Source organism: Pseudomonas mosselii, assembly GCF_019823065.1.
Taxonomy (GTDB): Bacteria; Pseudomonadota; Gammaproteobacteria; order Pseudomonadales; family Pseudomonadaceae; genus Aquipseudomonas; species Aquipseudomonas mosselii.
Genome location: NZ_CP081966.1, coordinates 2046500 through 2070910, shown reverse-complemented (window position 1 = coordinate 2070910; position 24411 = coordinate 2046500). Strand labels below are relative to the sequence as shown.

Annotated in this window: 16 protein-coding genes, 3 tRNA genes and 3 rRNA genes; 8 read left to right on the top strand and 14 right to left on the bottom strand. The window is 61.6% G+C overall.

Annotated features, from left to right (window positions below; all coding sequences use genetic code 11):
* Positions 1 to 47: 47 nt before the first annotated feature.
* From K5H97_RS09455 to K5H97_RS09425, 7 genes are all read right to left on the bottom strand, one after another.
* Entirely contained in the window at positions 48 to 1016 is a 969-nt protein-coding gene (locus K5H97_RS09455; protein ID WP_028692204.1) for a Csu type fimbrial protein, read from the bottom strand.
* A complete protein-coding gene (locus K5H97_RS09450; RefSeq protein WP_088851419.1) occupies positions 1013 to 3346 on the bottom strand; it encodes a fimbria/pilus outer membrane usher protein in 2334 nt (777 codons plus the stop codon). The genes K5H97_RS09455 and K5H97_RS09450 overlap by 4 nt, the downstream gene beginning before the upstream one ends.
* A gap of 68 nt (positions 3347 to 3414) precedes the next feature.
* Complete coding sequence (locus K5H97_RS09445; protein ID WP_028692206.1) at positions 3415 to 4191, bottom strand: fimbrial biogenesis chaperone; 777 nt, start codon at positions 4189 to 4191, stop codon at positions 3415 to 3417.
* Between the two features lie 34 nt (positions 4192 to 4225).
* Positions 4226 to 4729 (bottom strand): Csu type fimbrial protein, encoded by a 504-nt coding sequence (locus K5H97_RS09440; protein WP_028692207.1) that lies wholly within the window; start codon positions 4727 to 4729, stop codon positions 4226 to 4228.
* Between the two features lie 3 nt (positions 4730 to 4732).
* Positions 4733 to 5266: a Csu type fimbrial protein gene (locus tag K5H97_RS09435; RefSeq protein ID WP_028692208.1), complete on the bottom strand. Its 534-nt coding sequence runs from the start codon at positions 5264 to 5266 to the stop codon at positions 4733 to 4735.
* 17 nt (positions 5267 to 5283) lie between these two features.
* A complete protein-coding gene (locus K5H97_RS09430; RefSeq protein ID WP_028692209.1) occupies positions 5284 to 5817 on the bottom strand; it encodes a Csu type fimbrial protein in 534 nt (177 codons plus the stop codon).
* Between the two features lie 24 nt (positions 5818 to 5841).
* On the bottom strand, positions 5842 to 6369 hold the full coding sequence (locus K5H97_RS09425; protein WP_028692210.1) for a Csu type fimbrial protein: 528 nt from the start codon (positions 6367 to 6369) through the stop codon (positions 5842 to 5844).
* 323 nt (positions 6370 to 6692) lie between these two features.
* On the opposite strand from K5H97_RS09425, the gene K5H97_RS09420 reads away from it, so the two are divergent.
* The 3 genes from K5H97_RS09420 to K5H97_RS09410 are packed head-to-tail and all read left to right on the top strand — an operon-like array spanning position 6693 to position 11816.
* Complete coding sequence (locus K5H97_RS09420) at positions 6693 to 8942, top strand: ATP-binding protein (RefSeq protein WP_028692211.1); 2250 nt, start codon at positions 6693 to 6695, stop codon at positions 8940 to 8942.
* A gap of 16 nt (positions 8943 to 8958) precedes the next feature.
* Entirely contained in the window at positions 8959 to 9420 is a 462-nt protein-coding gene (locus tag K5H97_RS09415) for a response regulator (protein WP_028692212.1), read from the top strand.
* A gap of 11 nt (positions 9421 to 9431) precedes the next feature.
* Positions 9432 to 11816: a hybrid sensor histidine kinase/response regulator gene (locus K5H97_RS09410; protein WP_028692213.1), complete on the top strand. Its 2385-nt coding sequence runs from the start codon at positions 9432 to 9434 to the stop codon at positions 11814 to 11816.
* 55 nt (positions 11817 to 11871) lie between these two features.
* Here K5H97_RS09410 and K5H97_RS09405 read toward each other — a convergent pair.
* Positions 11872 to 11946: transfer RNA gene (locus K5H97_RS09405), tRNA-Gln, on the bottom strand.
* A gap of 295 nt (positions 11947 to 12241) precedes the next feature.
* On the opposite strand from K5H97_RS09405, the gene K5H97_RS09400 reads away from it, so the two are divergent.
* Entirely contained in the window at positions 12242 to 12484 is a 243-nt protein-coding gene (locus K5H97_RS09400; RefSeq protein WP_028692214.1) for a hypothetical protein, read from the top strand.
* Between the two features lie 106 nt (positions 12485 to 12590).
* Positions 12591 to 13664, top strand: a complete 1074-nt coding sequence (gene zapE, locus K5H97_RS09395) for a cell division protein ZapE (RefSeq protein WP_028692215.1) — start codon at positions 12591 to 12593, stop codon at positions 13662 to 13664.
* Between the two features lie 81 nt (positions 13665 to 13745).
* Here the strand turns inward: zapE and K5H97_RS09390 are convergent, their stop codons facing one another.
* The gene (locus K5H97_RS09390) at positions 13746 to 15635 is read right to left on the bottom strand and encodes a propionyl-CoA synthetase (protein WP_028692216.1); all 1890 of its coding nucleotides are present in this window, start codon (positions 15633 to 15635) and stop codon (positions 13746 to 13748) included.
* Between the two features lie 152 nt (positions 15636 to 15787).
* Here K5H97_RS09390 and K5H97_RS09385 point away from each other — a divergent pair, with 152 nt between their 5' ends.
* Positions 15788 to 17074, top strand: coding sequence for a leucine-rich repeat-containing protein kinase family protein (locus tag K5H97_RS09385; RefSeq protein WP_028692217.1), 1287 nt, complete (start codon positions 15788 to 15790; stop codon positions 17072 to 17074).
* Between the two features lie 137 nt (positions 17075 to 17211).
* Here K5H97_RS09385 and rrf read toward each other — a convergent pair.
* The 5 genes from rrf to K5H97_RS09360 all read right to left on the bottom strand — a co-directional run bounded on the left by rrf (position 17212) and on the right by K5H97_RS09360 (position 22394).
* Positions 17212 to 17327: ribosomal RNA gene (gene rrf / locus K5H97_RS09380) — 5S ribosomal RNA — on the bottom strand.
* A 129-nt stretch (positions 17328 to 17456) separates the two neighbouring features.
* Positions 17457 to 20349: ribosomal RNA gene (locus K5H97_RS09375) — 23S ribosomal RNA — on the bottom strand.
* Between the two features lie 245 nt (positions 20350 to 20594).
* Positions 20595 to 20670: transfer RNA gene (locus K5H97_RS09370), tRNA-Ala, on the bottom strand.
* 24 nt (positions 20671 to 20694) lie between these two features.
* Positions 20695 to 20771: transfer RNA gene (locus K5H97_RS09365), tRNA-Ile, on the bottom strand.
* An 86-nt stretch (positions 20772 to 20857) separates the two neighbouring features.
* Positions 20858 to 22394 (bottom strand): 16S ribosomal RNA (locus K5H97_RS09360).
* The 16S, 23S and 5S rRNA genes sit together here with 2 tRNA genes alongside, the layout of an rRNA operon.
* 631 nt (positions 22395 to 23025) lie before the next feature.
* Here K5H97_RS09360 and rhtA point away from each other — a divergent pair.
* Together rhtA and K5H97_RS09350 are read left to right on the top strand one after the other, a co-directional pair.
* The gene (rhtA, locus tag K5H97_RS09355) at positions 23026 to 23913 is read left to right on the top strand and encodes a threonine/homoserine exporter RhtA (RefSeq protein ID WP_028690563.1); all 888 of its coding nucleotides are present in this window, start codon (positions 23026 to 23028) and stop codon (positions 23911 to 23913) included.
* Between the two features lie 186 nt (positions 23914 to 24099).
* Entirely contained in the window at positions 24100 to 24381 is a 282-nt protein-coding gene (locus K5H97_RS09350; RefSeq protein ID WP_028690562.1) for a hypothetical protein, read from the top strand.
* Positions 24382 to 24411 lie beyond the last annotated feature (30 nt).

The following is a 24411-nucleotide window of genomic DNA, read 5'->3' as shown; positions in this document are numbered from 1 at the left end:
AGCGGCCCTTTCGCGAAACAAGGCCGCTCCCACAGGTGTGGTGTTACTCAGAACTGCACATCCAGAATCACACTGTCGGTATAGGTCGCCGCCGGCGGCGTGGCCTGGTCGGTGTACACCTTGGCGTTGTAGTTGAACACCTGGCTCCCGGTCCCGGTCCCCGCCCCGGGGTTCACCTCGGCATCGCTGCTTGAGCGCCGCGCCGCGCCCACCGAGCCCCAGCGCACCGCGCCGGCGCTCTTGAAGATATCGTAGGCCAGGTAGTTGTTGGCGCTGGACTTCATACGCCGCCGCCCGCCCGAGACATTCTGCCCGTCATCCAGCCCCACCGTGTAGTTGCTGCCTTTGGTGCACGACACGCTCACGCTCTGGTTCACCGTGCCGAATCCGGCCACCACCGGCGCGCTGGCGAAGCTGATGTTGGGCGTGGTGATCTGGCAGTCGTTGGTCACAGTGAGGCTGACCAGCAGGGTCTGGTTGCCGCTGCCGATGTCGCGCCCCAGGCAGATGGCACCGATACCAATCCCCGAGCAGTAGTTCCAGCTCCAGGCGATGTTCAGGGTTTCCTGGTACAGGCCGGCGGCGACATTGGCACCGACCACGGTCTTCAGGTACAGCGGCACGGCTTTGGGCGTGGTGCCGTTGAGCAGGCCCAGGGCATCGATGATGCCATTGCGGGCGAAGTCGAACTGCACGCCACGGCTGATCGGATAACTGGTGGTATTGTCGGCGTAGAGCGTATAGGGGATCACATCGCCGGTCGGGCCCACCAGCCCACTGCTGGACGAGGTGAAGGTGGCATAGAAATGATCATTGCTAGTCAACAGCGACAACAGCGAACCGGTGCACTGCAGGCCGGCATTGGTGGTCGAGGCACTCTGCACGGTGGTGCGCACCAGCGTCGAGTTGACCGAGCCGAAGGCCGCCGGCGCGGTGGCCACCGACGCGCACAACGCCCAGGCCGCTCCCGGCAGCGACAGCAGACCCGCCAGGCATCCGCGGATCAGCCAGTTCATCGGCACTCCAACGGGCCGATCAGCGGAATCGGCCCCTGCCCTTCAGGCAGGTCGAAGGCTACCTGGCACTGCCCGCCATCGGCCTTGTCCACCTGCAAGCGATTGTGCGGTGCCAGGTTCTCCAGGTAGACCAACCCATCCCACCCCACCACCGCCTCGCCGCCGCTTTCCTGATGGCGTACCCGGCTGCCCAGCTTGAGTTCCTGCTGGTCAGCATCGACCAGCACCAGGCTCGCCGCCAGCACACGCTTGAGCGGGAACTCCAGCAGGTAGCCGCTGCCACGGCGCACCGCCACGCGTTGCTCCACCTGCGGCGCCAGCACATCGGCAGGCAGGTCCATCGGGTCGATCTCGTACTTGCCGCGGTAGTAGCCGCTGCTGTACGGCACCAACAGGTGGCCGTTGCGGTCGGTGCGACCGATCTGCTGGTTCTCGTAACGCACCGGCACGTCGGCGTAACCGCTGGTGCTGACCACCACGAAGGCGTCGTCAATGCGATTGGCGGCGAACAGGCCTGCATCCATCAGCACCAGCGAGCCACTGGCGTCGGCCCAACGGGTCATTTCGCCGCTGCTGCCGTAGGCGCCCACCTGCAACTGCACCGACTGCAGACGCCAGGTCAGGTCGGCCTGGCGGTAGTCGTCGCGGTTGCCGCCGGTGGCATAGCCCAGGTTGTAGCCCACCCCGCCGCCCACCGGCACCGCCTGGCTGTAGTTGACTCGCTGCAGGTCCTGGCCGTCCTTGCTGCGCTCGGCGCTGAAGGCCAGGGTGCCGCGCAGGTCGAAGGGGATCACCAGCTGCGCCTGCACCGCCCACTGGCTGTCACCGACCTCGCGGTTGGCCGACAGGTACAGGCTGCTGTTGCGCCACAGTGGCTTGCTCCAGCTCAGGTTGATCAGCCGCGTGCGCGTGCCGTCGCCGGCGCGTACGTCGAAATAGCCGGCACCAAGGCTGCCGTAGCGGTCCAGGTTGAGGCTCAGGGTGGCCTGCTCGCTGCGCTGGCTCAGGCGGGTGAAGGGGCTGTCGACCAGCGACAGGTCGGCGTAGTCGCCGTGGCGCTGCACGCGCTGGTAGTTGAAGCCGATGCGCCGGCTGTTGTACTGGTAGCCCAGCGCCACCTGCTGGCCCGTATCGCCTTCGAAACGGCTCTGGGTCAGCGCCGCGTTGAGCACGCCGAAGGTACCCAGGCGCAGGTTGCCACCCAAGCCGCCGAGCATCAGCGACTCGGCGCTCTCGGCATGGGTTTCCAGGGTGAAATAGTCGGACACCCCGTGACGCAAGGTCGCCGAGGCGACCCCCGGGCCATAGGCGAAATCACGCACGGCGTAGTCGCGGCGCAGGCTGCCGGCGGCCACCGAAAAGTCCGACAGCCCCTTGGTCAGCAGGCTACTGGTGACATAAAACGGCAAGGTGGTCGACACCTGCCGGCCGAGGGCGTCGGTGGTCACCACCACCGCTTCGCCGGCGCCATTGATGAACGGCACGTTGGTCAGGGTATAGGGACCCGGCTGCAGTTCAGTGCTGCTGCTCTTGTAGCCGTTGATGAACAGGTCCAGCGAGGTCGGCACGGCAGCTTCGCCGGCAAAGGCCGGCAGCGGATAGGTGACCAGGTCGGGACGGGCGCCGAAGTCGCGGGACAGTTGCAGGCCGCCTACCCGCACCGAGGTAGTCCAGGGCAGCGCACCGGTCACCAGGTCGCCCGCCTCATAGGTGAGCAGGCGCTGCTCGTCGGTGTAGCGGAAGGTGGTGTCGTAGCGCAGGAAACCCTGCCGACCCTGGGCCTGGGCGCCATTGAACGACTGGCGCCACTGCCCGGTGGTGGAGAAGGTGCCCCAGTCGTCGAACAGGCGCAGCTCGTTCCAGGCGGCCAGGTAGCTGCCGCCCTCGTCGGTGTCGTTGAGGTAGGCGTCGTAGTTGAGCAAGGCGCCGAAGCTGCTGCGGGCGTCACTGGCCGGGTACAGGTTGCGCTCGCCGACCTGCTGGTCGGGTAGCCAGGCCGGCGGCACCTGCAGCAGCAGGCGCTGGTTCTGGCTGTCGTAGTCGCTGTGCAAGCCGGGGATCTCGTCCAGGGCCACTTCGCCCTGGGGTTCGCCCGGCAGCCTGATGCCCGCCTCGCGCAAGACCTCGCTGGCCAGGTACAGGCGCCCGGCGCGCTGCTGCACCGGCACCAGCTCAGCCTTGGCCACCTGGTTCACCTGCAGGTCGAGGTACAGCGTGGCGTCGGCGATGGCGGCCTGTTCCGAGGGTGGCGGCGGCAGCTCGTCGGCCACGCCCAGGCCGGGCCCCAGTACCGCCAGGCCCAGGCACAACCGGTGCGTTGCCACCCACACCCAGCTCACACACGACTTCCAACCATTACCGGGTCCTCCCTGGCCCCTGTGATCCGTTCAAGCGCGGCTTATTGCCCCTGTTTGATGGCCTGGGCCACCTCCTGGCCGTTGACCCGTCCCTTGAGCACGCTGGCCGCGCCCGGCGTGGCCGGTGCCGGCCAGCGCATGCTGGCGCCGGGCAGCACGTAGCCGAGCAGCCCCTCTACCAGCGGCCGGTCCTGGCCGGCCTGCTGCAACACCACGTCGGTCAGCCGCGCATGCACCGGCCCCGTGTTGCGCAGCTCGACATAGGGCTTGCCCTGCACCGTCACCGCGCGCCAGCTCAACTGCGGCTTGCCCACGCCCTCTGCACTGCGCCTGCCCTCTGGGTCGGGCTTGCCCCACAGCCCCTCGCCGTAGACGAACAGCGGCACCGAGTAGCGCATCTGCAGGCGGATTGCCGCTTTCGGCCCCTCGCTGGCGGCATCGGTCGGCAGCGGCGAAGGGATCTCGTCGATGATGATGCGGTAGGCCTGCTCCTGGCCCGCGGGCGAGCTGCCGGTGCGGGTCAGGCGGATCAGTTGCTTCTGCCCCGGCGGGATATGGGCCACCGGCGGGCTGCCGATGATCTCGCGCTGGGCCTGGAACTGCTCCTGGTACTCGCCCTGGCGCCAGGCGAACACCCGCACCTGCAGGCTGGTCGGCGCAGAACCACGGTTTTCCAGCCACAGCGCGCCGGCCTTCTGGTCGGCCTCCAGTACCGGGTCGATCGGCCAGATCAGCACCGAAGTGGCCGCGAAGGCCGGTGTACTGGCCAACAGCAGCAGCCCGATGACCCCACGCGCCCAGTTAGCGCCTGCCCCCATGCCCCTCTCCTTCTCTGTTATCCGCAGTGGCCTTTCACCAGGTCACCGTCACTTGTACGACATCGGTGTAGGTCCCCGCCGGCAAGGTGCCGGTCAGGGTGGTACGGCCATAGACCGGCAGCTTGATCGCCGTCGGGTCGCTGTAGCTCACCGCCACGCTGCTGCCGATGCCCAGGCTCTGGCTGAACGCGGCGTCGCGGTACAGCTGGTAGGCCAACAGTTGCGCCCCCCCCGAACGCTTGAGATTGCGCGTGCCGCTGGCGCTGTTCTGGCCGCCGTCCAGGCTCATGCTCAGGGCCACGCCGGGGGTGCACTGGAAGGTCACCGTGCTGCCGCCGAGCGAAGTGCTCAGGGTGGCGGTGGACAGCGCCGAGCTGGTGCCGTAGTCGAGCACGCCATAGGCGGTCACGCCGCCGACCACCAGGCAGCCGGCGACGATCTGTGCCGTCACCTGGAAGGTGCTGGTGGTCACCGCGTGGGCACCCTGCGTCAGCGCCAGGCACAGCCCGACGGCCAGCAGCCGCACCGCGCCCGGCATGGCTCAGAAACTCAGCTCGACCGCCACCGTGTCGGTGTACACCCCGGCCGGCAGGCCGGCCTTGCCACGGGCCTGCCCGTAGAGGTTGACAGTCTGCGCCACGCCCGTGCTGGTCGGCAGGGTGATGGTGCCGTCGATCGCCAGTAATTGAGTGTGCCCGGCGTCGGTGTAGAAGTCGTAAGGCACGAAATTGCCCGCGCCATCGGCCAGTGCCCGGGTGCCCCCGGCAGACTGCGAGTCATGGGCGCCGGCACGCACCTTGATCGTCGGCACCGTGCCTGCCGAGCAGAGAATGCTCATGGCCCCGCCTCCGCCGCCGAGCACCTGGCCATTGGCGGTGGTGAACAGCGAATCCTGGGTGCCGAAGTTGAGGCTGCCGAAGTTCAGCCCCGAGCTGCCGCCACTGCCGTTGACCTGGCAGGCGGCGGTCAGCGTCAGGGTCGAGCTGATGGTGCCGGTCACGGTGGCCGCCTGGGCCTGGGCGGCCAGGGCCAGACCAAGACCGGCGAAGATGTAGCGGGTGAGGTGCTTGGGCATCGGAGTCTCCTTGCGTGTTACCAGTCCAGAGTCACCCTGAGGGTGTCGCGATACAGCCCGGCGGGCAGCGCGCGCGGTTGCGCGACCACCACGCCATAGATGGGCACGGGCACCTGCTGGGTGCCGCTGATGGTGAAGGTACGGGCCTGGCCGATGCCATAACGGCTGTTGCCGCCCGGATCGATGGCCAGTTGGTAGGGAATGAGCTCGCGGCCGTTGCGCAGGCGGCGCACGCCGTCGCCACCGTTCTGCCCGCCGTTGATGCGCACGCTGAAGGCACGCACCTGCGGCGAGCAACTGATCTGCAGGCTGCCCTCGCCGCCGGCCTCGTCGACCCGGCTGGTCAGCGGCTGGTCCCAGGTCGGCCCGCGGGCACCGAAGTCCATCAGGCCCGGGTTGCCCAGGGTAGCCGGTTGCGGGTCGCTGCTGATCTGGCAGGCGGCGCTGATCACCAGCCGTGCCTGGATAAAGCCGGTGGTGGTGCCGTGGGCCGCGCCGCTGGGCAGCAGCAGCGGGCCGAGGGTCAGTAGCAGGATCGAACCACGGTGCAACACGTCCATGAGCATGCAGCCTCCCTACCAGGTGACCGTAACTTTGAGCAGGTCGGCGTACAGCCCGGCGCGGGGGGCCCAGGCCAGCTTGTCGATCCGTGCGTAGAGGGGCAGCTCCACCGAGCCGCTGTCCGGTACCCGCGCCGATTGCGCCACGTCCACCGCCAGCGGCTGATGCCAGGCGGCATCACGGTACAGCCGGTAAGGTATCGGCCGGGCCAGGGCATCGGGGCTTACGAGGTAGCGCACTTCGCCGACGCCGCCGTGCTGGCCGCCATCGACACGCACTTGGTACGGGGTGTCCGGGTTGCACTCCAACCGCGGCGGGCGCTGTGCGAGCAGCACGCCACTGACCGGCGCAGCCGGGCCATCCAGGCGCGCCGCGCTGCCCAGGTCGATGCGCCCCAACGCCTGCGAACCGGCGTCGCGTTGCTGGTTGACCAGCATGCAACCACGCTGCACGCGCACCTGCACTTCGACGAGGAAATCCGCTGCCATGGCGTTGCCACTCAACCACAGGCCCAACAGCAGGGCCACAAAGCGCTCCGTCACCGGTCGATCCTTGTGCGTATGGATTGAGCTTGAGCGTAGCAGCGCGATTGGATCCAAGCCGGGGAAGGCCTACCCCTCTTTGGCATTAATGAAAATGGCAGGGCTGGACCTGTGCTTGCCGGTTTGTGTCACCGGGGCTGCCGCGCAGCCCATCACCGGCAGGGCTCAGAAGGAAATTTTCCGGTCTGGAACGAAACCTCGGCGCCCGCCCACTTTCCAATGACCAGACTCCGGCATGGCGGCCACCATTCTGGTACCGTTCATCCGCAATATTTTGTGCTAGCACATGACTCATGCATGGACGGAACCTACAGGAGAGTCCCGTGACGACCGACCAGACCCCGCTCGACCAGGCGATCGAGCGCTGCGCCCAGGAGCCGATCCAGGTTCCGGGCAGCATTCAGCCCCAGGGTTTCCTGCTGGCTGTTGACGAGAGCACGTTGCGCGTCCTGCAGGCGAGCGAGAACGCCGAGCGATGGTTCGGCATACCCGCAGGCGACCTGCTCGGCCAGGCCTTCCCGGATCTGGTCAGCGCTGACTTCGACCTGAGCGGCCAGCTGGGCTATCTGCCGCAAGGAGACGTCTTCCCTTTTCACATTGGCGACGTGCACTTGCGCCAGGACGCACCCAGCCAGTCATTGCTGCGCGTGCTCGCCCATCGGCATGATCAGGTGCTGATTCTCGAATTCGAATCGAGCCATAAGTCCGAGGGCGTTTATCAGGGGGACTACTATCCGTTGGTGCGCGCTTTCGTCAGCACCTTGCACAAAGCCACCAGCGTCGAGGAACTGCTGCAGCATTCGGTGCGGCAGATCAAACGCCTCACCGGCTTCGGACGGGTCAAGGCCTACAGTTTCGATCCCGAGGGCAACGGCACGGTATTGGCCGAAGAGGCCGACCCTGGCTATCCAAGCTATCTGGGGCTGAGCTTCCCTGCGTCTGACATTCCTCGCCAGGCCCGGGAGTTGTACCGGGTCAATCGCATCCGCCTGATCGAAGATGCCAACTATCAGCCCTCTCCCTTGCTGCCGCCGCTGAACCCGATGACCGGCAAGCCGCTGGACATGAGCTTTGCGGCCCTGCGCAGCGTGTCGCCCGTGCATCTGCAATACATGCGAAACATGGGCACCCTGGCCTCCATGTCGCTGTCCATCGTGGTCGACGGTCGACTATGGGGGCTGGTGTCCTGCCACCACGAGCGCCCCCGACCGGTGGACTTCCAGACGCGCACCGCGTGCGAATTGCTTGCCAGTGTCCTGTCGCTGCAGATCGAGTCACGCGAATCCCACGACCGCACCCGTACCCTGCTTGAGCTGCGTGAGCGCATCGTACGCATGCTGGCGGCGATGGCCGATCGTGACAGCGTGAGCGAAGGCCTGCTCGACCAGCCCGAAGTGCTGCTGGCCTTCGCCGGAGCCAGTGGCGCAGCCATCATCAGCGCCGAGCGCTGCGACCTGATCGGAGACACACCTTCTGCGGCGCAGGTCAATGCCCTGGTGCACTGGCTGGGCGAGCGCGGCGAAGAGGAGGTGTTCCATACCGATAACGTGAGCCGTGACATCGAAGCTCTGCCGGAGCTCGCCAGCTGTGTCGGCGGAGTACTGGCCGTTGCGATCTCGCAGTTGCACTCGCATTACCTGGTGTGGTTTCGCCCTGAGCAAACCCGCCTGGTCAACTGGGCCGGACGGCCGGACAAAGCGATCAGCCCCCAAGGACACCTCAATCCACGCCACAGCTTCGAACGCTGGGAGGAGGAAGTGCGTGGTTTCAGCGCCCCCTGGAGTCCCCTCATCGTCGATGGCGTGCTCGAACTGCGCATGGCCGTATTGGGCATCGTCCTGCGCAAGGCCGAGGAACTGGCGCAACTGGCCGGAGAGCTCAAACGCTCCAACAAGGAACTCGAAGCCTTCTCCTATAGCGTCTCCCACGACCTGCGCGCACCGTTGCGGCATATCGCCGGCTATACCGAGCTGCTGAGCGAAATCGAGGGCGAACACTTGAGCGAACGCGGTCGACGCTTCCTGTCCCACATCGATGAGGCCGCACATTTTGCCGGTTCACTGGTGGACAACCTTCTAAACTTCTCGCAAATGGGACGCTCGGCGCTGCGCTTGGCGGACGTCGACCTCAACACCCTGGTCGATACCATCCGCCAGGAGTTCGAGCCCGATTACCAGGGGCGCGAAATCATCTGGATGGTCGCCTCCATGCCCAAAGTCATCGCGGATCCGGCGTTCATCAACATGGCCCTGTACAATCTCATCGCCAATGCCATCAAATACAGCCGTGGACGCCGCCCCGCGCGTATCGAAATCGGCGCCGTGCAGCACGAACTGGAGACCGAGGTGTACGTGCGCGACAACGGCGTGGGCTTCGACATGGCCTATGCCAACAAGCTTTTCGGTGTGTTCCAGCGCCTGCATCGCATGGAAGAATTCGAAGGGACCGGCATCGGCCTGGCCAGCGTGCGTCGCATCATCGAGCGCCACGACGGCCGGGTCTGGGCTGAAGGCCAGGTCGGCCGGGGCGCCAGCTTCCATTTCACCCTTCCTCGCCATCAACCGCATTCCTGAGGCGTCTGCACCTATCATGCTCAAACCCATTCTGCTGGTCGAAGATAACCCCAGGGACCTGGAGTTGACCCTCCTGGCACTGGAGCGCAGCCAACTGGCCAATGAGGTCATCGTGCTGCGCGATGGCGCCGAAGCCCTGGACTACCTGTTGCGACGCAACACCTACGCCGAGCGTGACGATGGCAACCCGGCGGTGCTGCTGCTTGATCTGAAGCTGCCCAAGGTTGATGGCCTTGAGGTACTCAAGCAAGTGCGCGATACCGCCGAGTTGCGCAGCATCCCGACGGTCATGCTGACCTCCTCGCGAGAAGAACCCGACCTATTGCGCGCCTACGAACTGGGCGTCAATGCCTACGTGGTCAAGCCCGTGGAGTTCAAGGAGTTCGTGGCAGCGATCTCCGATCTGGGCGTGTTCTGGGCGGTACTCAATGAACCGCCGCCCGGCTCGCTGCGCCTGAACAGGCGCGGCAGCAATTGAGTCAGCTGGCAATGCAAGGCGCACCACTCAGCCTGCTGCTGGTCGAAGACAGCTCGATGGACGCCGAGCTGACGCTTTTGTGCCTGGAACGCAGCGGGCTGCAGGTCCAGTCACGGCTGGTGTTCGACCATGTCGGCGTCGAGCATGCCCTGCGCGAAGACAGCTACGACCTGATCCTGTGCGACTGTGTGCTACCGGGCTCATCGGGCACTGATGTACTGGCCATTGTCCAGCGCCTGGCACCGGACATACCGTTCATCTTCCTTTCCGGCATCTATGGCGAAGAGCATGCGGTCGAGATGATCCGCCTGGGCGCCACCGACTACGTACTGAAGAAGAACCTGCCCCTGCTGCCCAAGGCAGTGCACCGGGCATTGACAGAGGTACACGAGCGCCAGCGTCGGCGCCGTGCCGAGGAGGCACTGGCCGACGTCGAGGCCCGGGCGCGCATCGCCATCGACGCGGCAGGCATGGGCAGCTGGGACTTCCGCCCGCAGGAGAACCTGCTGCTGTGGGATGACCGTTGCAAGACGCTGTTCGGCCTTCCCACCGAGACGCAAATGACCCTCGAGGTGTTCTACGACGGTATCTTCCACGAAGACCTGGCAAGGGTCCGCGCAGCCGTTGAGCAGGCCATGCGCCCGGACAGTGACGGCCTGTACCGCGCAGAGTTCCGTATCGCCCAGCCCAATGGCCTGGAGCCTCGCTGGCTGCTTTCCAGCGGCCAGAGCCAGTTCGTCGACAACCGATGCGTTCGCTTCTCCGGGGTATTGCAGGATATTCACCAGCAACGCCAGGCCACGCGCGCCTTGGAACAGCTCAACGAAATGCTGGGTGAGCGGGTCGAGCAGCGTACCCGGGAACGCGACCGCGCATGGGAGTTGTCCCAGGACCTGCTGGCAGTACTGAACAAGGACCTGACGCCGGTCACCCTGAACCCGGCCTGGGAAGCCAGCCTGGGCTTCACCCGCGAACGCCTGGGCCAGACTTCGCTTCTGCAACTGGTGCTCGAAAGCGACCAGCAGGCACTACTCGCAGAACTGGCCGCGTTGTCCTCGGGTAACACCAGCGCCCGCTTCGTCGGGCGTATCCTGCATGCCAATGGCCAACCACGCTGGCTGTCCTGGGTGGTGGTTCCTGATGACAGCCTGCTGTACGTGGTCGCCCGGGACATAACCAGCGAACGCGAAGCTACACTGGAACTGGCCAAGGCCAACGAGAACCTGCGCGAACAAATTGCCGAACGCGAACGCATAGAGGCAACACTGCAACAGATGCAGCGCCTGGAAGCTGTCGGCCAGCTCACCGCAGGCGTGGCGCACGACTTCAACAATCTGCTGACGGTCATTCTCACCGGCGCCAGCTTTCTCCAACGCGATCTGGACAAAGGCTCACTGGACAAGGCCCTCACCCGCCTTCAGCACATCCGCGAAGCCGGTGAGCGCGGAGCCAAGCTGACTGCGCAATTGCTGGCATTCTCCCGCAAACAGCGACTCGAACCGGTGCCAGTGAACCTCAACCGCACCCTGTCCGGGTTGGAGGAGCTGTTGCGACGCACACTGGGCGGCAACATTTCGGTGCGGCTGGACCTGGATACCCGCCTTTGGCGGGCGTTGACCGATATTACCCAGACCGAAATGATCATCCTCAACCTTGCCATCAATGCCCGTGACGCGATGCCCGACGGCGGTCAACTGACGCTGGCCACCCGCAACGGCCGGATCAGTGCCCGCCCTCTGCGCCCGGAAGACCCGGATCCGGGCGAATACGTTGTACTGTCGATTCGCGATACCGGCTGCGGCATGAGTGAAGAAGTGCTGGCCAAGGTGTTCGAGCCCTTCTTCACCACCAAGGACATCGGCAAGGGCTCAGGCCTGGGGCTGGCCCAGGTGTTCGGCTTCGCCAAGCAGTCAGGCGGTGGCGTGCGCATCGATACCGCGCTGGGGCGCGGCACACAGGTCAGTGTCTACCTGCCCGCGGTGCATCAACCGGAGGCGCCGGCAACCCAGGAACAAAGTACGCAGGCTTTGCCGGCGCGGCCTGCCGGCAGGCGCAGTGTGCTGCTGGTGGATGACGACCATCTGGTACGCGAGATGATGAGCGACGTTCTGCTGCGCCATGGCTATCAGGTGCGTCAGGCGCACAGCAGCGAGCAGGCATTGGCACTGCTGAACGATGAAATAGAGGTGCTACTCACCGATTTTGCCATGCCGGAATTCAATGGTGCGCAACTGGCGCTGGCTGCGCGTCAGCGCTTCCCTGACCTGCCCGTGGTATTCCTGACGGGGTATGCCGAGTTGCAGGGGCTGGAACTGCCCGGCAGCCTGGTGATTCAGAAACCGGTAAGCGAGCATGCTCTTGCCCAGGCACTGGCCGAGCTTCTGGAAAATAGATAGGCAGAAACGAAAAAATCGCCGAAAGGCGATTTGGGGAGAGTGTACAGCTTGAAAATGGCAGGGGCGGCTGGATTCGAACCAACGCATGGCAGGATCAAAACCTGCTGCCTTACCGCTTGGCGACGCCCCTGTATCGGATCTGGCAAGTGAATCAATCACCGCCTCACTGACAACTCCTTGCAGCACCGTGAGTTGCTGCTTGGGAATGGCCGGCACTTTAACAACCTTTTTTCGAAGTGGAAAGCTTTTTTTTAAAAAAATCGCAGAAAAACAGCAGGTTACTTGTAGCGAACCTTTTCGCGGGGTTTCTGCCCGTGAGCGACCAGGACGACCATTCGTCGTAATTCCCCCGCCTCGCTTCAACACAATTACGTTCCTCCCTTCCAATCAGATAGACCCCGTCGGCGCATCACAAGGAGGACGCCATGCCCGTTTCCCACGACCTCTACCAGGACTTGCACTACCCTCGCGAGATCGTCCAGCAGCGACGCCAACGCGACCCGCAGCTCGACCGCCTGCTCGACGAGTACATGGACATCGACAACCAGGTCCTGGCCGCCGAGTCGATCTCGGCGGGCAACTTCCAGGACGACGACTTGCGCCATCTCAAGGAGCGTCGCCTGGCGATCAAGTACATGATCGAACGCCAGCTGGAGCACAAGGCATGACCTATCGCATTTCACGATCATTGCCCGGTGGATTCTCGATTGGTCAAAATGCACGGCGTCGCGCAAGCTATGCCCTGCCCCAGTTCCGCTCCGAGGAGCCTGCCACTTGCCCACCTGGATTCGCGCACCCTTGCGCCTGCTCGGCCAGCGTTTGCGCCACGAACCGCCTGCGGATACCACCCTTGCGGACAATTTCCAGGACCGCGCGACCGAACGCGGCTACACCCTGAGTGACGGGCAACGCCGGGTGATCACGGCGATGGCCGCGCAGCTGGCCGCATTCGCGACAGGCCAGGCACGCAGCCTGTACCTGTACGGCGCGGTCGGGCGCGGCAAGAGCTGGCTGCTCGATGGTTTCTTCCAGGCCGTGCCGACTGCAGCCAAGCGTCGCCTGCACTTTCACGACTTTTTCGCCCGCCTGCACCAGGGAATGCATCGCTATCGAGCGCTGGACAACGCCCTAGGGGCAACCCTCGACGAGCTGCTGGGGGATTGCCAGGTGTTGTGCTTCGACGAGTTCCACGTCCACGACATCGGCGACGCCATGCTGCTCACCCGGCTGTTCGATGCCCTGTTCGCCCGTGGCGTGCTCCTGCTGGTCACCTCCAACTACGCCCCTGAGGGACTGCTGCCCAACCCGCTGTACCACCAGCGCTTCCTGCCGGTGATCCGCCTGATCAACAGCCGCATGCAGGTGCTGGAGGTGGACGGGGACACGGATTTTCGCAGCCTGCCGGCCAACCGCGCGCATCAGCGATTTACCCAAGGGCATTATGTCTGGCCGGGCGATGCGCAGCAGCGCGAGCGCTTGCGGCTACCCATGCCGCAGCCGCTGCAACTGGAGGTCAACCAGCGCCCATTGCGCGTCCTGGCCAGCAACGGACGCCAGGTCGTGTTCAGCTTCCACGACCTGTGCGAACAGCCTACCGCGGTGATCGACTACCTAGCCCTGGCCGAGCGCTACGACCACTGGATCATCGAGGGCCTGTACGATCTGGCCGAGTGCTCGCTGGCGGCGCAGCAGCGCTTCGTCAACCTGGTGGACGTGCTGTACGACCAAGATCGCCAAGTGACGGTGATCGCCAAGCGGTCACTGGAACAAAGCCTGGGTGGGGCGCTGGCCGACCTCATGCGCACCCGCAGCCGGCTGGGGCAGTTGCACCAGGCCGGTCCGACCTGACCCTGCGCTCCGACGAACCCACTCCCACGTCATGTTCTGCCCCTGAGGATTGCGTGAGAGCGGGCTTGCGCCGCGATGACTTCAACTCGCCCTGGGCAGATCAGACAGCACCCCCTCGATCTCCGCCAGCACCGCCGGATCGTCCAAGGTCGAGGGCGGCACGTAGTCCTGCCCATCGGCGATCTTGCGCAGTACCGCCCGCAGGATCTTGCCCGAGCGGGTCTTGGGCAGGCGTTTCACCAAGCGCACTCGGTTGAAGCAAGCCAGCGCGCCGATCTGCTCGCGCACGCTGGCCACCAGCTCACCCTGCAACTGCGTCTCGCCAATGCCCTGGCCGTCCTTGAGCACCACCAGCGCCAACGGCACCTGGCCCTTGATCTCGTCGTGCACACCGATCACCGCGCACTCGGCCACCGCCGGATGACGCGCCACCAGGTCCTCCATTTCGCCAGTCGACAGCCGATGCCCGGAGACGTTGATCACGTCATCGGTGCGTCCCATGATGTAAACGAAGCCGTCCTCGTCCAGATAACCGCCGTCGCCAGTGTGGTAATAGCCCGGGTAGCTGTGCAGGTACGCCTGCAGGTAGCGCTCGTGATCGCCCCACAGCGTCTGGCTGCACCCCGGCGGCAGCGGCAGGGCGATGACGATCGCGCCCTGCTGGTTGGGCCCCAGCGGCTTGCCGTCGTCGTCCAGCACCTGCACGTGATAACCCGGTACCGCACGGTTGCTCGACCCAGGCCGCGCCGCGCTGCCTTCAAGGCCAACGCAAGGCGCGGTCACCGGCCAACCGGTCTCGGTCTGCCACCAATGGTCGTGCACCGGCTTGCCGCTGACCCGCTCGAGCCATTCATGGGTACTCGAGTCGAGCTTTTCACCGGCCAGGAACAGTTGGCGCAGCGAGCCCAGGTCATGGCGACGGATCAACTCGCCTTCCGGGTCTTCTTTGCGAATCGCGCGCATGGCGGTGGGCGCACAGAACAAGCCGTTGACCTTGTACTGCTCGACCACCCGCCAGTAGGCCGAGGCATCCGGAGTACGAATCGGCTTGCCCTCATAAAACACCGTGGTGCAGCCGCTCATCAGCGGCCCGTAGACAATCAGTGAATGACCCACCACCCAACCCACATCGGAAATCCCCCACCACACATCACCCGCCTGCATGCCGTAGACATGACGCATGGCGTAGCACAGGGCGACTGCGTTGCCGCCATTCTCGCGCACGATGCCCTTGGGTTTGCCGGTGGTGCCGGAGGTGTACATGATGTACAGCGGGTCACCCGCGTCGAGCGCCACCGGCGCTACCGGCTCGACGCCAACCAGCGCTTGCTGCCAGTCCAGGTCGCGCCCGGCCTGCAGCTCGGCGCGCGCCTGCGGACGCTGCAGCACCAGTACATGCCGCGGCTGATGACGGGCCAACTGCAGGGCGCGATCGACCAGGGGCTTGTATTCAATCACCCGGTCGAATTCCAGGCCGCAGGATGCCGTCAGCAGCAGCGTCGGTCGAGCATCGTCGATGCGCAGGGCGAGCTCGTTGGCGGCAAAACCGCCGAATACCACCGAGTGCACCGCGCCGATGCGGGCGCAGGCGAGCATGGCCATCGCCGCCTGGGGCACCATTGGCATGTAGATGATCACCCCGTCCCCCTTGCCCACGCCCAGCGAGCGCAGCAGCCCGGCCAGGCGCGCCACCTCGTCGCGCAGCTGGTGGTAGGTGAAGGTCTGCTGCACGCCGGTCACGGGCGAATCGTAGATCAACGCCATCTGTTCGCCGCGGCCCTGCTCGATCTGATGATCGAGGGCCAGGTGACAGCTGTTGAGGCGCCCATCAGCGAACCAGCTGTGGGTGCCGTCGGCGTTCTGCTGCAGGGTCAGGGTAGGCTTGCGCTGCCAGGCCAGCTGTTCGGCCTGGGCCTGCCAGAAGGTGGCGGGATCGGTGATGGAATGGGCGTAGCTGTGCTGATAAGTCATTGGTTCGCAACCCGGTACTTGTTGTTATTGAAGGGCGAACCCTGAGTATGGACCGGCGCGGCCCGCCCGCCATCGGACTTAAGTCGCAACCCATATGCAGATTTGCCGCACCTGTCTGCTTACAATGGCCACTCATCAAGACAGAACAGCCTATGCATACCCTCGACGACCTACGCGCCGGCCGCCTGCGCGGCATCACTCGCCTCAATCTCTGCCAGGACTTGATCGATTTCCCTCGGGAGATCTTTGACCTGGCCGACAGCCTCGAGGTACTGGACCTCTCCGGCAACAGGCTGAGCGAACTGCCCGACGACCTGCACCGCTTGAATCGCCTCAAGGTGCTGTTCTGCTCGAACAACCGATTCACCCACCTGCCTCACGCCATTGGCCGTTGCCAAGCCCTGCAGACAGTGGGTTTCAGGAACAACCGCATCACCCGGGTCGACGCCCAGGCGCTGCCGCGCTCGTTGCGCTCGCTGGTGCTGACAGAAAACGCACTGGAGCAATTGCCCGAGGCCTTGGGCAATTGCCCACAGCTGCAGAAGCTGATGCTCGCCGGCAACCGGCTCACCACCCTGCCTGAAGGCCTGGCCAATTGCGTACGGCTGGAGTTGCTGCGCGTGGCCAGCAACCGGCTGGACACCCTGCCCGACTGGCTGCTGCGCATGCCGCGCCTGGCTTGGTTGGCCTACGCCGACAATCCCCTGCCGCCAGGTTTTGTCGCCCCTGTAACGCAGGAGAACTGCCCCTCCCTTCACTGGAAGGATATCCGCCTGGAAGAAGAGCTTGGCCGTGGTGCCTCTGGAGTGATCCACCGTGCGCACTGGAACGGCCAGGCGGCACCGGTGGCGGTCAAGCTGTACAAAGGCGCGATTACCAGCGATGGTTCGCCGCTGGCGGAGATGAGCGCCTGTATCGCCGCCGGTGACCACCCCCAGTTGGTACGCCTGGCCGGGCGCATCGACGACCACCCGCAGCAGCTTCCGGCGCTGGTGATGCAATTGATCGATTCGCACTGGTCGAACCTGGCCGGCCCACCCAGCCTAGACAGCTGCACCCGTGACCGTTACCCCGGCACACGAGAACTGACCTTGCCAGCATTGCGACACCTCGTTGCCGGTATTGCCTCGGTCTGCGCCCACCTGCACAGTCGAGGCTTGAATCACGGCGATCTGTATGCCCACAACATCCTGTTCGATGCGAATGGCCAGTGCCTGCTGGGCGACTTCGGCGCCGCCTCGTTCCATCCACAGGACGACAGTCTCCCCGCACGCGCGCTCGAACGCCTGGAAACAAGGGCTTTCGGCATTCTTGTCGAGGAACTGCTGGTACGCTGCGACAAGCCCGATACAGTGTTAGGGGAACTGGCTGAACGCTGCCAGCAACCCGATGTACTGGCCCGTCCATCTTTCAACGAACTGGCGACACAACTCGCGTAAAGACCTGTGCGGCCCCTTTCCGACCGGTCCGACGCCTCGGCAAGGCCGCTCCTACCGGGAGCGCGGCGTTCGCGCCTGGAACGCGGAAAAGACAAAACCCCTACCTGCTCGCGCAGATAGGGGTTTTGCGAAATGAATCTTGACGATGACCTACTCTCACATGGGGAAGCCCCACACTACCATCGGCGATGCATCGTTTCACTACTGAGTTCGGGATGGGATCAGGTGGTTCCAATGCTCTATGGTCGTCAAGAAATTCTGTTGCCAGAATGTCTTAGGAACACTCTTGGCTAATTCGGATATGTGAATTTGTGGTCGTACGAACTTTCGGATCTTTCGTCTTCACCACCACAATCTGCGTAGCAGATTGCTTGGGTGTTATATGGTCAAGCCTCACGGGCAATTAGTATTGGTTAGCTCAACGCCTCACAGCGCTTACACACCCAACCTATCAACGTCGTAGTCTTCGACGGCCCTTCAGGGAGCTCAAGGCTCCAGTGAGATCTCATCTTGAGGCAAGTTTCCCGCTTAGATGCTTTCAGCGGTTATCTCTTCCGAACATAGCTACCCGGCAATGCCACTGGCGTGACAACCGGAACACCAGAGGTTCGTCCACTCCGGTCCTCTCGTACTAGGAGCAGCCCCTCTCAAATCTCAAACGTCCACGGCAGATAGGGACCGAACTGTCTCACGACGTTCTAAACCCAGCTCGCGTACCACTTTAAATGGCGAACAGCCATACCCTTGGGACCGGCTTCAGCCCCAGGATGTGATGAGCCGACATCGAGGTGCCAAACACCGCCGTCGATATGAACTCTTGGGCGGTATCAGCCTGTTATCCCCGGAGTACCTTTTATCCGTTGAGCGATGGCCCTTCCATACAGAACCACCGGATCACTAAGACCTACTTTCGTACCTGCTCGACGTGTGTGTCTCGCAGTCAAGCGCGCTTTTGCCTTTATACTCTACGACCGATTTCCGACCGGTCTGAGCGCACCTTCGTACTCCTCCGTTACTCTTTGGGAGGAGACCGCCCCAGTCAAACTACCCACCATACACTGTCCTCGATCCGGATAACGGACCTGAGTTAGAACCTCAAGGTTGCCAGGGTGGTATTTCAAGGATGGCTCCATGAGAACTGGCGTCCCCACTTCAAAGCCTCCCACCTATCCTACACAAGCAAGCTCAAAGTCCAGTGCAAAGCTATAGTAAAGGTTCACGGGGTCTTTCCGTCTAGCCGCGGATACACTGCATCTTCACAGCGATTTCAATTTCACTGAGTCTCGGGTGGAGACAGCGCCGCCATCGTTACGCCATTCGTGCAGGTCGGAACTTACCCGACAAGGAATTTCGCTACCTTAGGACCGTTATAGTTACGGCCGCCGTTTACCGGGGCTTCGATCAAGAGCTTCGCTTGCGCTAACCCCATCAATTAACCTTCCGGCACCGGGCAGGCGTCACACCCTATACGTCCACTTTCGTGTTTGCAGAGTGCTGTGTTTTTAATAAACAGTCGCAGCGGCCTGGTATCTTCGACCGGCGTGGGCTTACGCAGCAAGTGCTTCACCCTCACCGGCGCACCTTCTCCCGAAGTTACGGTGCCATTTTGCCTAGTTCCTTCACCCGAGTTCTCTCAAGCGCCTTGGTATTCTCTACCTAACCACCTGTGTCGGTTTGGGGTACGGTTCCCAGTTATCTGAAGCTTAGGAGCTTTTCTTGGAAGCATGGCATCAACCACTTCGCGCTCTAAAGAGCACTCGTCATCAGCTCTCGGCCTTGAAATCCCGGATTTGCCTAAGATCTCAGCCTACCACCTTAAACTTGGACAACCAACGCCAAGCTGGCCTAGCCTTCTCCGTCCCTCCATCGCAATAACTGGAAGTACAGGAATATTAACCTGTTTTCCATCGACTACGCTTTTCAGCCTCGCCTTAGGGACCGACTAACCCTGCGTCGATTAACGTTGCGCAGGAAACCTTGGTCTTTCGGCGTGCGAGTTTTTCACTCGCATTGTCGTTACTCATGTCAGCATTCGCACTTCTGATACCTCCAGCAAGCTTCTCAACTCACCTTCACAGGCTTACAGAACGCTCCTCTACCGCGTCATCAAAGATGACACCCGTAGCTTCGGTGCATGGTTTGAGCCCCGTTACATCTTCCGCGCAGGCCGACTCGACTAGTGAGCTATTACGCTTTCTTTAAAGGGTGGCTGCTTCTAAGCCAACCTCCTAGCTGTCTAAGCCTTCCCACATCGTTTCCCACTTAACCATGACTTTGGGACCTTAGCTGACGGTCTGGGTTGTTTCCCTTTTCACGACGGACGTTAGCACCCGCCGTGTGTCTCCCATGCTCGGCACTTGTAGGTATTCGGAGTTTGCATCGGTTTGGTAAGTCGGGATGACCCCCTAGCCGAAACAGTGCTCTACCCCCTACAGTGATACATGAGGCGCTACCTAAATAGCTTTCGAGGAGAACCAGCTATCTCCGAGCTTGATTAGCCTTTCACTCCGATCCACAGGTCATCCGCTAACTTTTCAACGGTAGTCGGTTCGGTCCTCCAGTCAGTGTTACCTAACCTTCAACCTGCCCATGGATAGATCGCCCGGTTTCGGGTCTATACCCAGCGACTAAAGCGCCCTATTAAGACTCGCTTTCGCTACGCCTCCCCTATTCGGTTAAGCTCGCCACTGAATATAAGTCGCTGACCCATTATACAAAAGGTACGCAGTCACCTAACAAAGTAGGCTCCCACTGCTTGTACGCATACGGTTTCAGGTTCTATTTCACTCCCCTCTCCGGGGTTCTTTTCGCCTTTCCCTCACGGTACTGGTTCACTATCGGTCAGTCAGTAGTATTTAGCCTTGGAGGATGGTCCCCCCATGTTCAGACAAAGTTTCTCGTGCTCCGTCCTACTCGATTTCACTGGCAAGAGATTTTCGTGTACGGGGCTATCACCCACTATGGCCGCACTTTCCAGAGCGTTCCACTAATCTCAAACCAGCTTAAGGGCTGGTCCCCGTTCGCTCGCCACTACTAAGGGAATCTCGGTTGATTTCTTTTCCTCAGGGTACTTAGATGTTTCAGTTCCCCTGGTTCGCCTCTTGCACCTATGTATTCAGTACAAGATAACCAGCTTATGCTGGCTGGGTTCCCCCATTCAGAGATCTCTGGATCACAGTCTGTTTGCCGACTCCCCAAAGCTTATCGCAGGCTACCACGTCTTTCATCGCCTCTGACTGCCAAGGCATCCACCGTATGCGCTTCTTCACTTGACCATATAACCCCAAGCAATCTGGTTATACTGTGAAGACGACATTCGCCGAAAATTCGCATGTTGCTCATTGCTGAGCAGAACTCACAAATTTTACCTTAGCCTGAATAACCAGCAGTGAAACTGGTATTCAGTCTATCTATCACATATCCGAATTTTTAAAGAACGATCTGACAAAAGTCAGAAATCAACATTCATCACCGAATGTTCATTTCTAAGTTCTGAGCAGTGCTGCGAAACCTGAAAGAGTGGTGGAGCCAAGCGGGATCGAACCGCTGACCTCCTGCGTGCAAGGCAGGCGCTCTCCCAGCTGAGCTATGGCCCCATTTGACCAGCCGCACCAAGTAATTGGTAGGTCTGGGCAGATTTGAACTGCCGACCTCACCCTTATCAGGGGTGCGCTCTAACCAACTGAGCTACAGACCTATAACAGGGTCGCGTTACAGCATCGTCTTTACACAATGAATCAAGCAATTCGTGTGGGAGCTCATCAGCAGGCTGATGTCTTCGATTAAGGAGGTGATCCAGCCGCAGGTTCCCCTACGGCTACCTTGTTACGACTTCACCCCAGTCATGAATCACACCGTGGTAACCGTCCCCCCGAAGGTTAGACTAGCTACTTCTGGTGCAACCCACTCCCATGGTGTGACGGGCGGTGTGTACAAGGCCCGGGAACGTATTCACCGCAACATTCTGATTTGCGATTACTAGCGATTCCGACTTCACGCAGTCGAGTTGCAGACTGCGATCCGGACTACGATCGGTTTTGTGAGATTAGCTCCACCTCGCGGCTTGGCAACCCTCTGTACCGACCATTGTAGCACGTGTGTAGCCCAGGCCGTAAGGGCCATGATGACTTGACGTCATCCCCACCTTCCTCCGGTTTGTCACCGGCAGTCTCCTTAGAGTGCCCACCATAACGTGCTGGTAACTAAGGACAAGGGTTGCGCTCGTTACGGGACTTAACCCAACATCTCACGACACGAGCTGACGACAGCCATGCAGCACCTGTGTCAGAGTTCCCGAAGGCACCAATCCATCTCTGGAAAGTTCTCTGCATGTCAAGGCCTGGTAAGGTTCTTCGCGTTGCTTCGAATTAAACCACATGCTCCACCGCTTGTGCGGGCCCCCGTCAATTCATTTGAGTTTTAACCTTGCGGCCGTACTCCCCAGGCGGTCAACTTAATGCGTTAGCTGCGCCACTAAAATCTCAAGGATTCCAACGGCTAGTTGACATCGTTTACGGCGTGGACTACCAGGGTATCTAATCCTGTTTGCTCCCCACGCTTTCGCACCTCAGTGTCAGTATCAGTCCAGGTGGTCGCCTTCGCCACTGGTGTTCCTTCCTATATCTACGCATTTCACCGCTACACAGGAAATTCCACCACCCTCTACCATACTCTAGCTCGCCAGTTTTGGATGCAGTTCCCAGGTTGAGCCCGGGGCTTTCACATCCAACTTAACGAACCACCTACGCGCGCTTTACGCCCAGTAATTCCGATTAACGCTTGCACCCTCTGTATTACCGCGGCTGCTGGCACAGAGTTAGCCGGTGCTTATTCTGTCGGTAACGTCAAAACAGCAAGGTATTAACTTACTGCCCTTCCTCCCAACTTAAAGTGCTTTACAATCCGAAGACCTTCTTCACACACGCGGCATGGCTGGATCAGGCTTTCGCCCATTGTCCAATATTCCCCACTGCTGCCTCCCGTAGGAGTCTGGACCGTGTCTCAGTTCCAGTGTGACTGATCATCCTCTCAGACCAGTTACGGATCGTCGCCTAGGTGAGCCATTACCTCACCTACTAGCTAATCCGACCTAGGCTCATCTGATAGCGCAAGGCCCGAAGGTCCCCTGCTTTCTCCCGTAGGACGTATGCGGTATTAGCGTTCCTTTCGAAACGTTGTCCCCCACTACCAGGCAGATTCCTAGGCATTACTCACCCGTCCGCCGCTGAATCAAGGAGCAAGCTCCCGTCATCCGCTCGACTTGCATGTGTTAGGCCTGCCGCCAGCGTTCAATCTGAGCCATGATCAAACTCTTCAGTTCAATACTGCTTGGGTTTTTAAGAAACCCTAAACTTGGCTCAGCAATCTCAAATGACTATGTGATTTCTCGCATGGCCACTTGTGATGCTGATAATCTTGGCGACGATCAGTCCGTACTCACAAGCACCCACACGAATTGCTTGATTCAATTTGTTAAAGAGCGTTTGACTGAGAGCGTTTCGTCTCAACCGAGGCGCGCATTCTACGCTTTCCTCATTTGCTGTCAAGCGTTTATTTTGAGGTTTTTAACGAAGAACTCGTTTCACTTCAAACACTTGACTCGCTGCGATCTCTCGTAGCGGGAGGCAAATCATACAGCGTTACAACCTGCTGTCAACTGCCTTTCTCACCGCTGCCGATCGTTAGACCGAAGCACCTCCGCCACCCTCTTCAACAATCAACTCATTGATATTAAAGGAGTTTTTCGTTCCGATGTCGCTGGAAGTGGGGCGCATTATAAGGGGATCTGAAAGCCCGTCAACCTTTTATTTCAAGCATATGAAAAGTACCCCTTCAGGAGCCGCCAGCCACTCGCCGCAACCTTCATCTGCACACCAATACCAACCTTGCCAACCCTTCCATCAGTGCGCACTATATTGCACACCCTTGCGCGCACTAAAACGGAAGCCTCCATGAACACCCCAAACCGCAGCCTGGCCGCCACGCTGTTCCCCATCGGCCTGCTGCTGATCGCCATGGCCTCCATCCAGTCCGGCGCTTCGCTGGCCAAGAGCATGTTCCCCATCGTCGGCGCCCAAGGCACCACCGCCCTGCGACTCATCTTCGCCAGCGTGATCATGCTCCTGTTGCTGCGCCCCTGGCGTGCTCGCCTGGATGCCAGCACCCTGCGCAGCGTGATTATCTACGGCATGGCCCTGGGCGGCATGAATTTCCTCTTCTATATGTCATTGCGCAGCGTGCCGCTGGGTATCGCTGTCGCCCTTGAATTCACCGGACCGCTTGCCGTGGCGCTATGGGCCTCGCGACGGGCACTGGACTTCCTATGGATCGCCCTGGCGGTCGCCGGCCTGCTGCTGTTGATTCCCGTCGGCCAGACCGACGGCGGGCTGGACCCGATCGGCGCCGGCTATGCCCTAGGGGCCGGCGTGTGCTGGGCGTTGTACATCCTCTACGGGCAAAAGGCCGGAGCCGAGAACGGTATCCAGACCGCGGCCTTGGGTGTGGTGATCGCAGCCCTGTTCGTCGCCCCGATTGGAATCGCCCACGCCGGCAGCGCCTTGCTGACACCCGCGCTGCTACCCGTGGCCCTGGGCGTGGCCATCCTGTCGACAGCTCTGCCTTACAGCCTGGAAATGGTCGCCTTGACCCGCATGCCCGCCCGTACCTTCGGCACATTGATGAGCATCGAGCCGGCCTTTGGCGCACTGTCCGGACTACTCTTCCTGGGCGAGAAGCTTACCCTTTGGCAATGGCTGGCAATCCTTGCCATCATCACTGCCTCTGTAGGTGCGACCCTGTCGATGAAACGGGATGCGGCCCCGGCCGTGGCCGCCGACTGATTTGAGAAATATTTGCATTTAGAAGGCTTGCAACCTTGTACCGCCCGCCGTGGCTGATTAAGCTGTCACCCAAATATAATCTTGACGCTATCTACTGAGCGGTACATGGACGCTGGGGACCATCAGGGAAGAGACAAGGCGCAAACCACAGGCCCGTGAGTGCAGTTGGGCCAAATAAGGACAGGAATGAAACGTATTTTTCTCATCCTGGCCATCCTGGCCATCGCTGGATGCGCCGCGACAGCCAATACCGAAGTGAAGCGAGGGAAGAAGGGCCTGCATATCAACTGCTCGGGGCTCTCCTCGTCATGGGACAAGTGCTACAGCAAGGCCGCCAGCTCCTGCGGCAGCAAAGGCTACAAGGTAATCGCCCGGTCCGGCGACACCGACGAAGAGCCTGGCGACTATGTGTTCGGCATCAATCCGGCCGGCTATACCAGCCGTAGCATGATCGTGATTTGCAAGTAACCGATAAACAAAGGGCAGCCAATGGCTGCC

Excerpts from the sequence above, each read along its gene's own strand:
- K5H97_RS09415 (WP_028692212.1), top strand. The coding sequence starts at position 8,959 with ATGCTCAAACCCATTCTGCTGGTCGAAGATAACCCCAGGGACCTGGAG.
- K5H97_RS09445 (WP_028692206.1), bottom strand. The coding sequence starts at position 4,191 with ATGGGGGCAGGCGCTAACTGGGCGCGTGGGGTCATCGGGCTGCTGCTG.
- rhtA (WP_028690563.1), top strand. The coding sequence starts at position 23,026 with ATGAACACCCCAAACCGCAGCCTGGCCGCCACGCTGTTCCCCATCGGC.
- K5H97_RS09350 (WP_028690562.1), top strand. The coding sequence starts at position 24,100 with ATGAAACGTATTTTTCTCATCCTGGCCATCCTGGCCATCGCTGGATGC.
- K5H97_RS09455 (WP_028692204.1), bottom strand. The coding sequence starts at position 1,016 with ATGAACTGGCTGATCCGCGGATGCCTGGCGGGTCTGCTGTCGCTGCCG.
- K5H97_RS09400 (WP_028692214.1), top strand. The coding sequence starts at position 12,242 with ATGCCCGTTTCCCACGACCTCTACCAGGACTTGCACTACCCTCGCGAG.
- K5H97_RS09410 (WP_028692213.1), top strand. The coding sequence starts at position 9,432 with ATGCAAGGCGCACCACTCAGCCTGCTGCTGGTCGAAGACAGCTCGATG.
- K5H97_RS09440 (WP_028692207.1), bottom strand. The coding sequence starts at position 4,729 with ATGCCGGGCGCGGTGCGGCTGCTGGCCGTCGGGCTGTGCCTGGCGCTG.
- K5H97_RS09385 (WP_028692217.1), top strand. The coding sequence starts at position 15,788 with ATGCATACCCTCGACGACCTACGCGCCGGCCGCCTGCGCGGCATCACT.
- K5H97_RS09435 (WP_028692208.1), bottom strand. The coding sequence starts at position 5,266 with ATGCCCAAGCACCTCACCCGCTACATCTTCGCCGGTCTTGGTCTGGCC.
- K5H97_RS09390 (WP_028692216.1), bottom strand. The coding sequence starts at position 15,635 with ATGACTTATCAGCACAGCTACGCCCATTCCATCACCGATCCCGCCACC.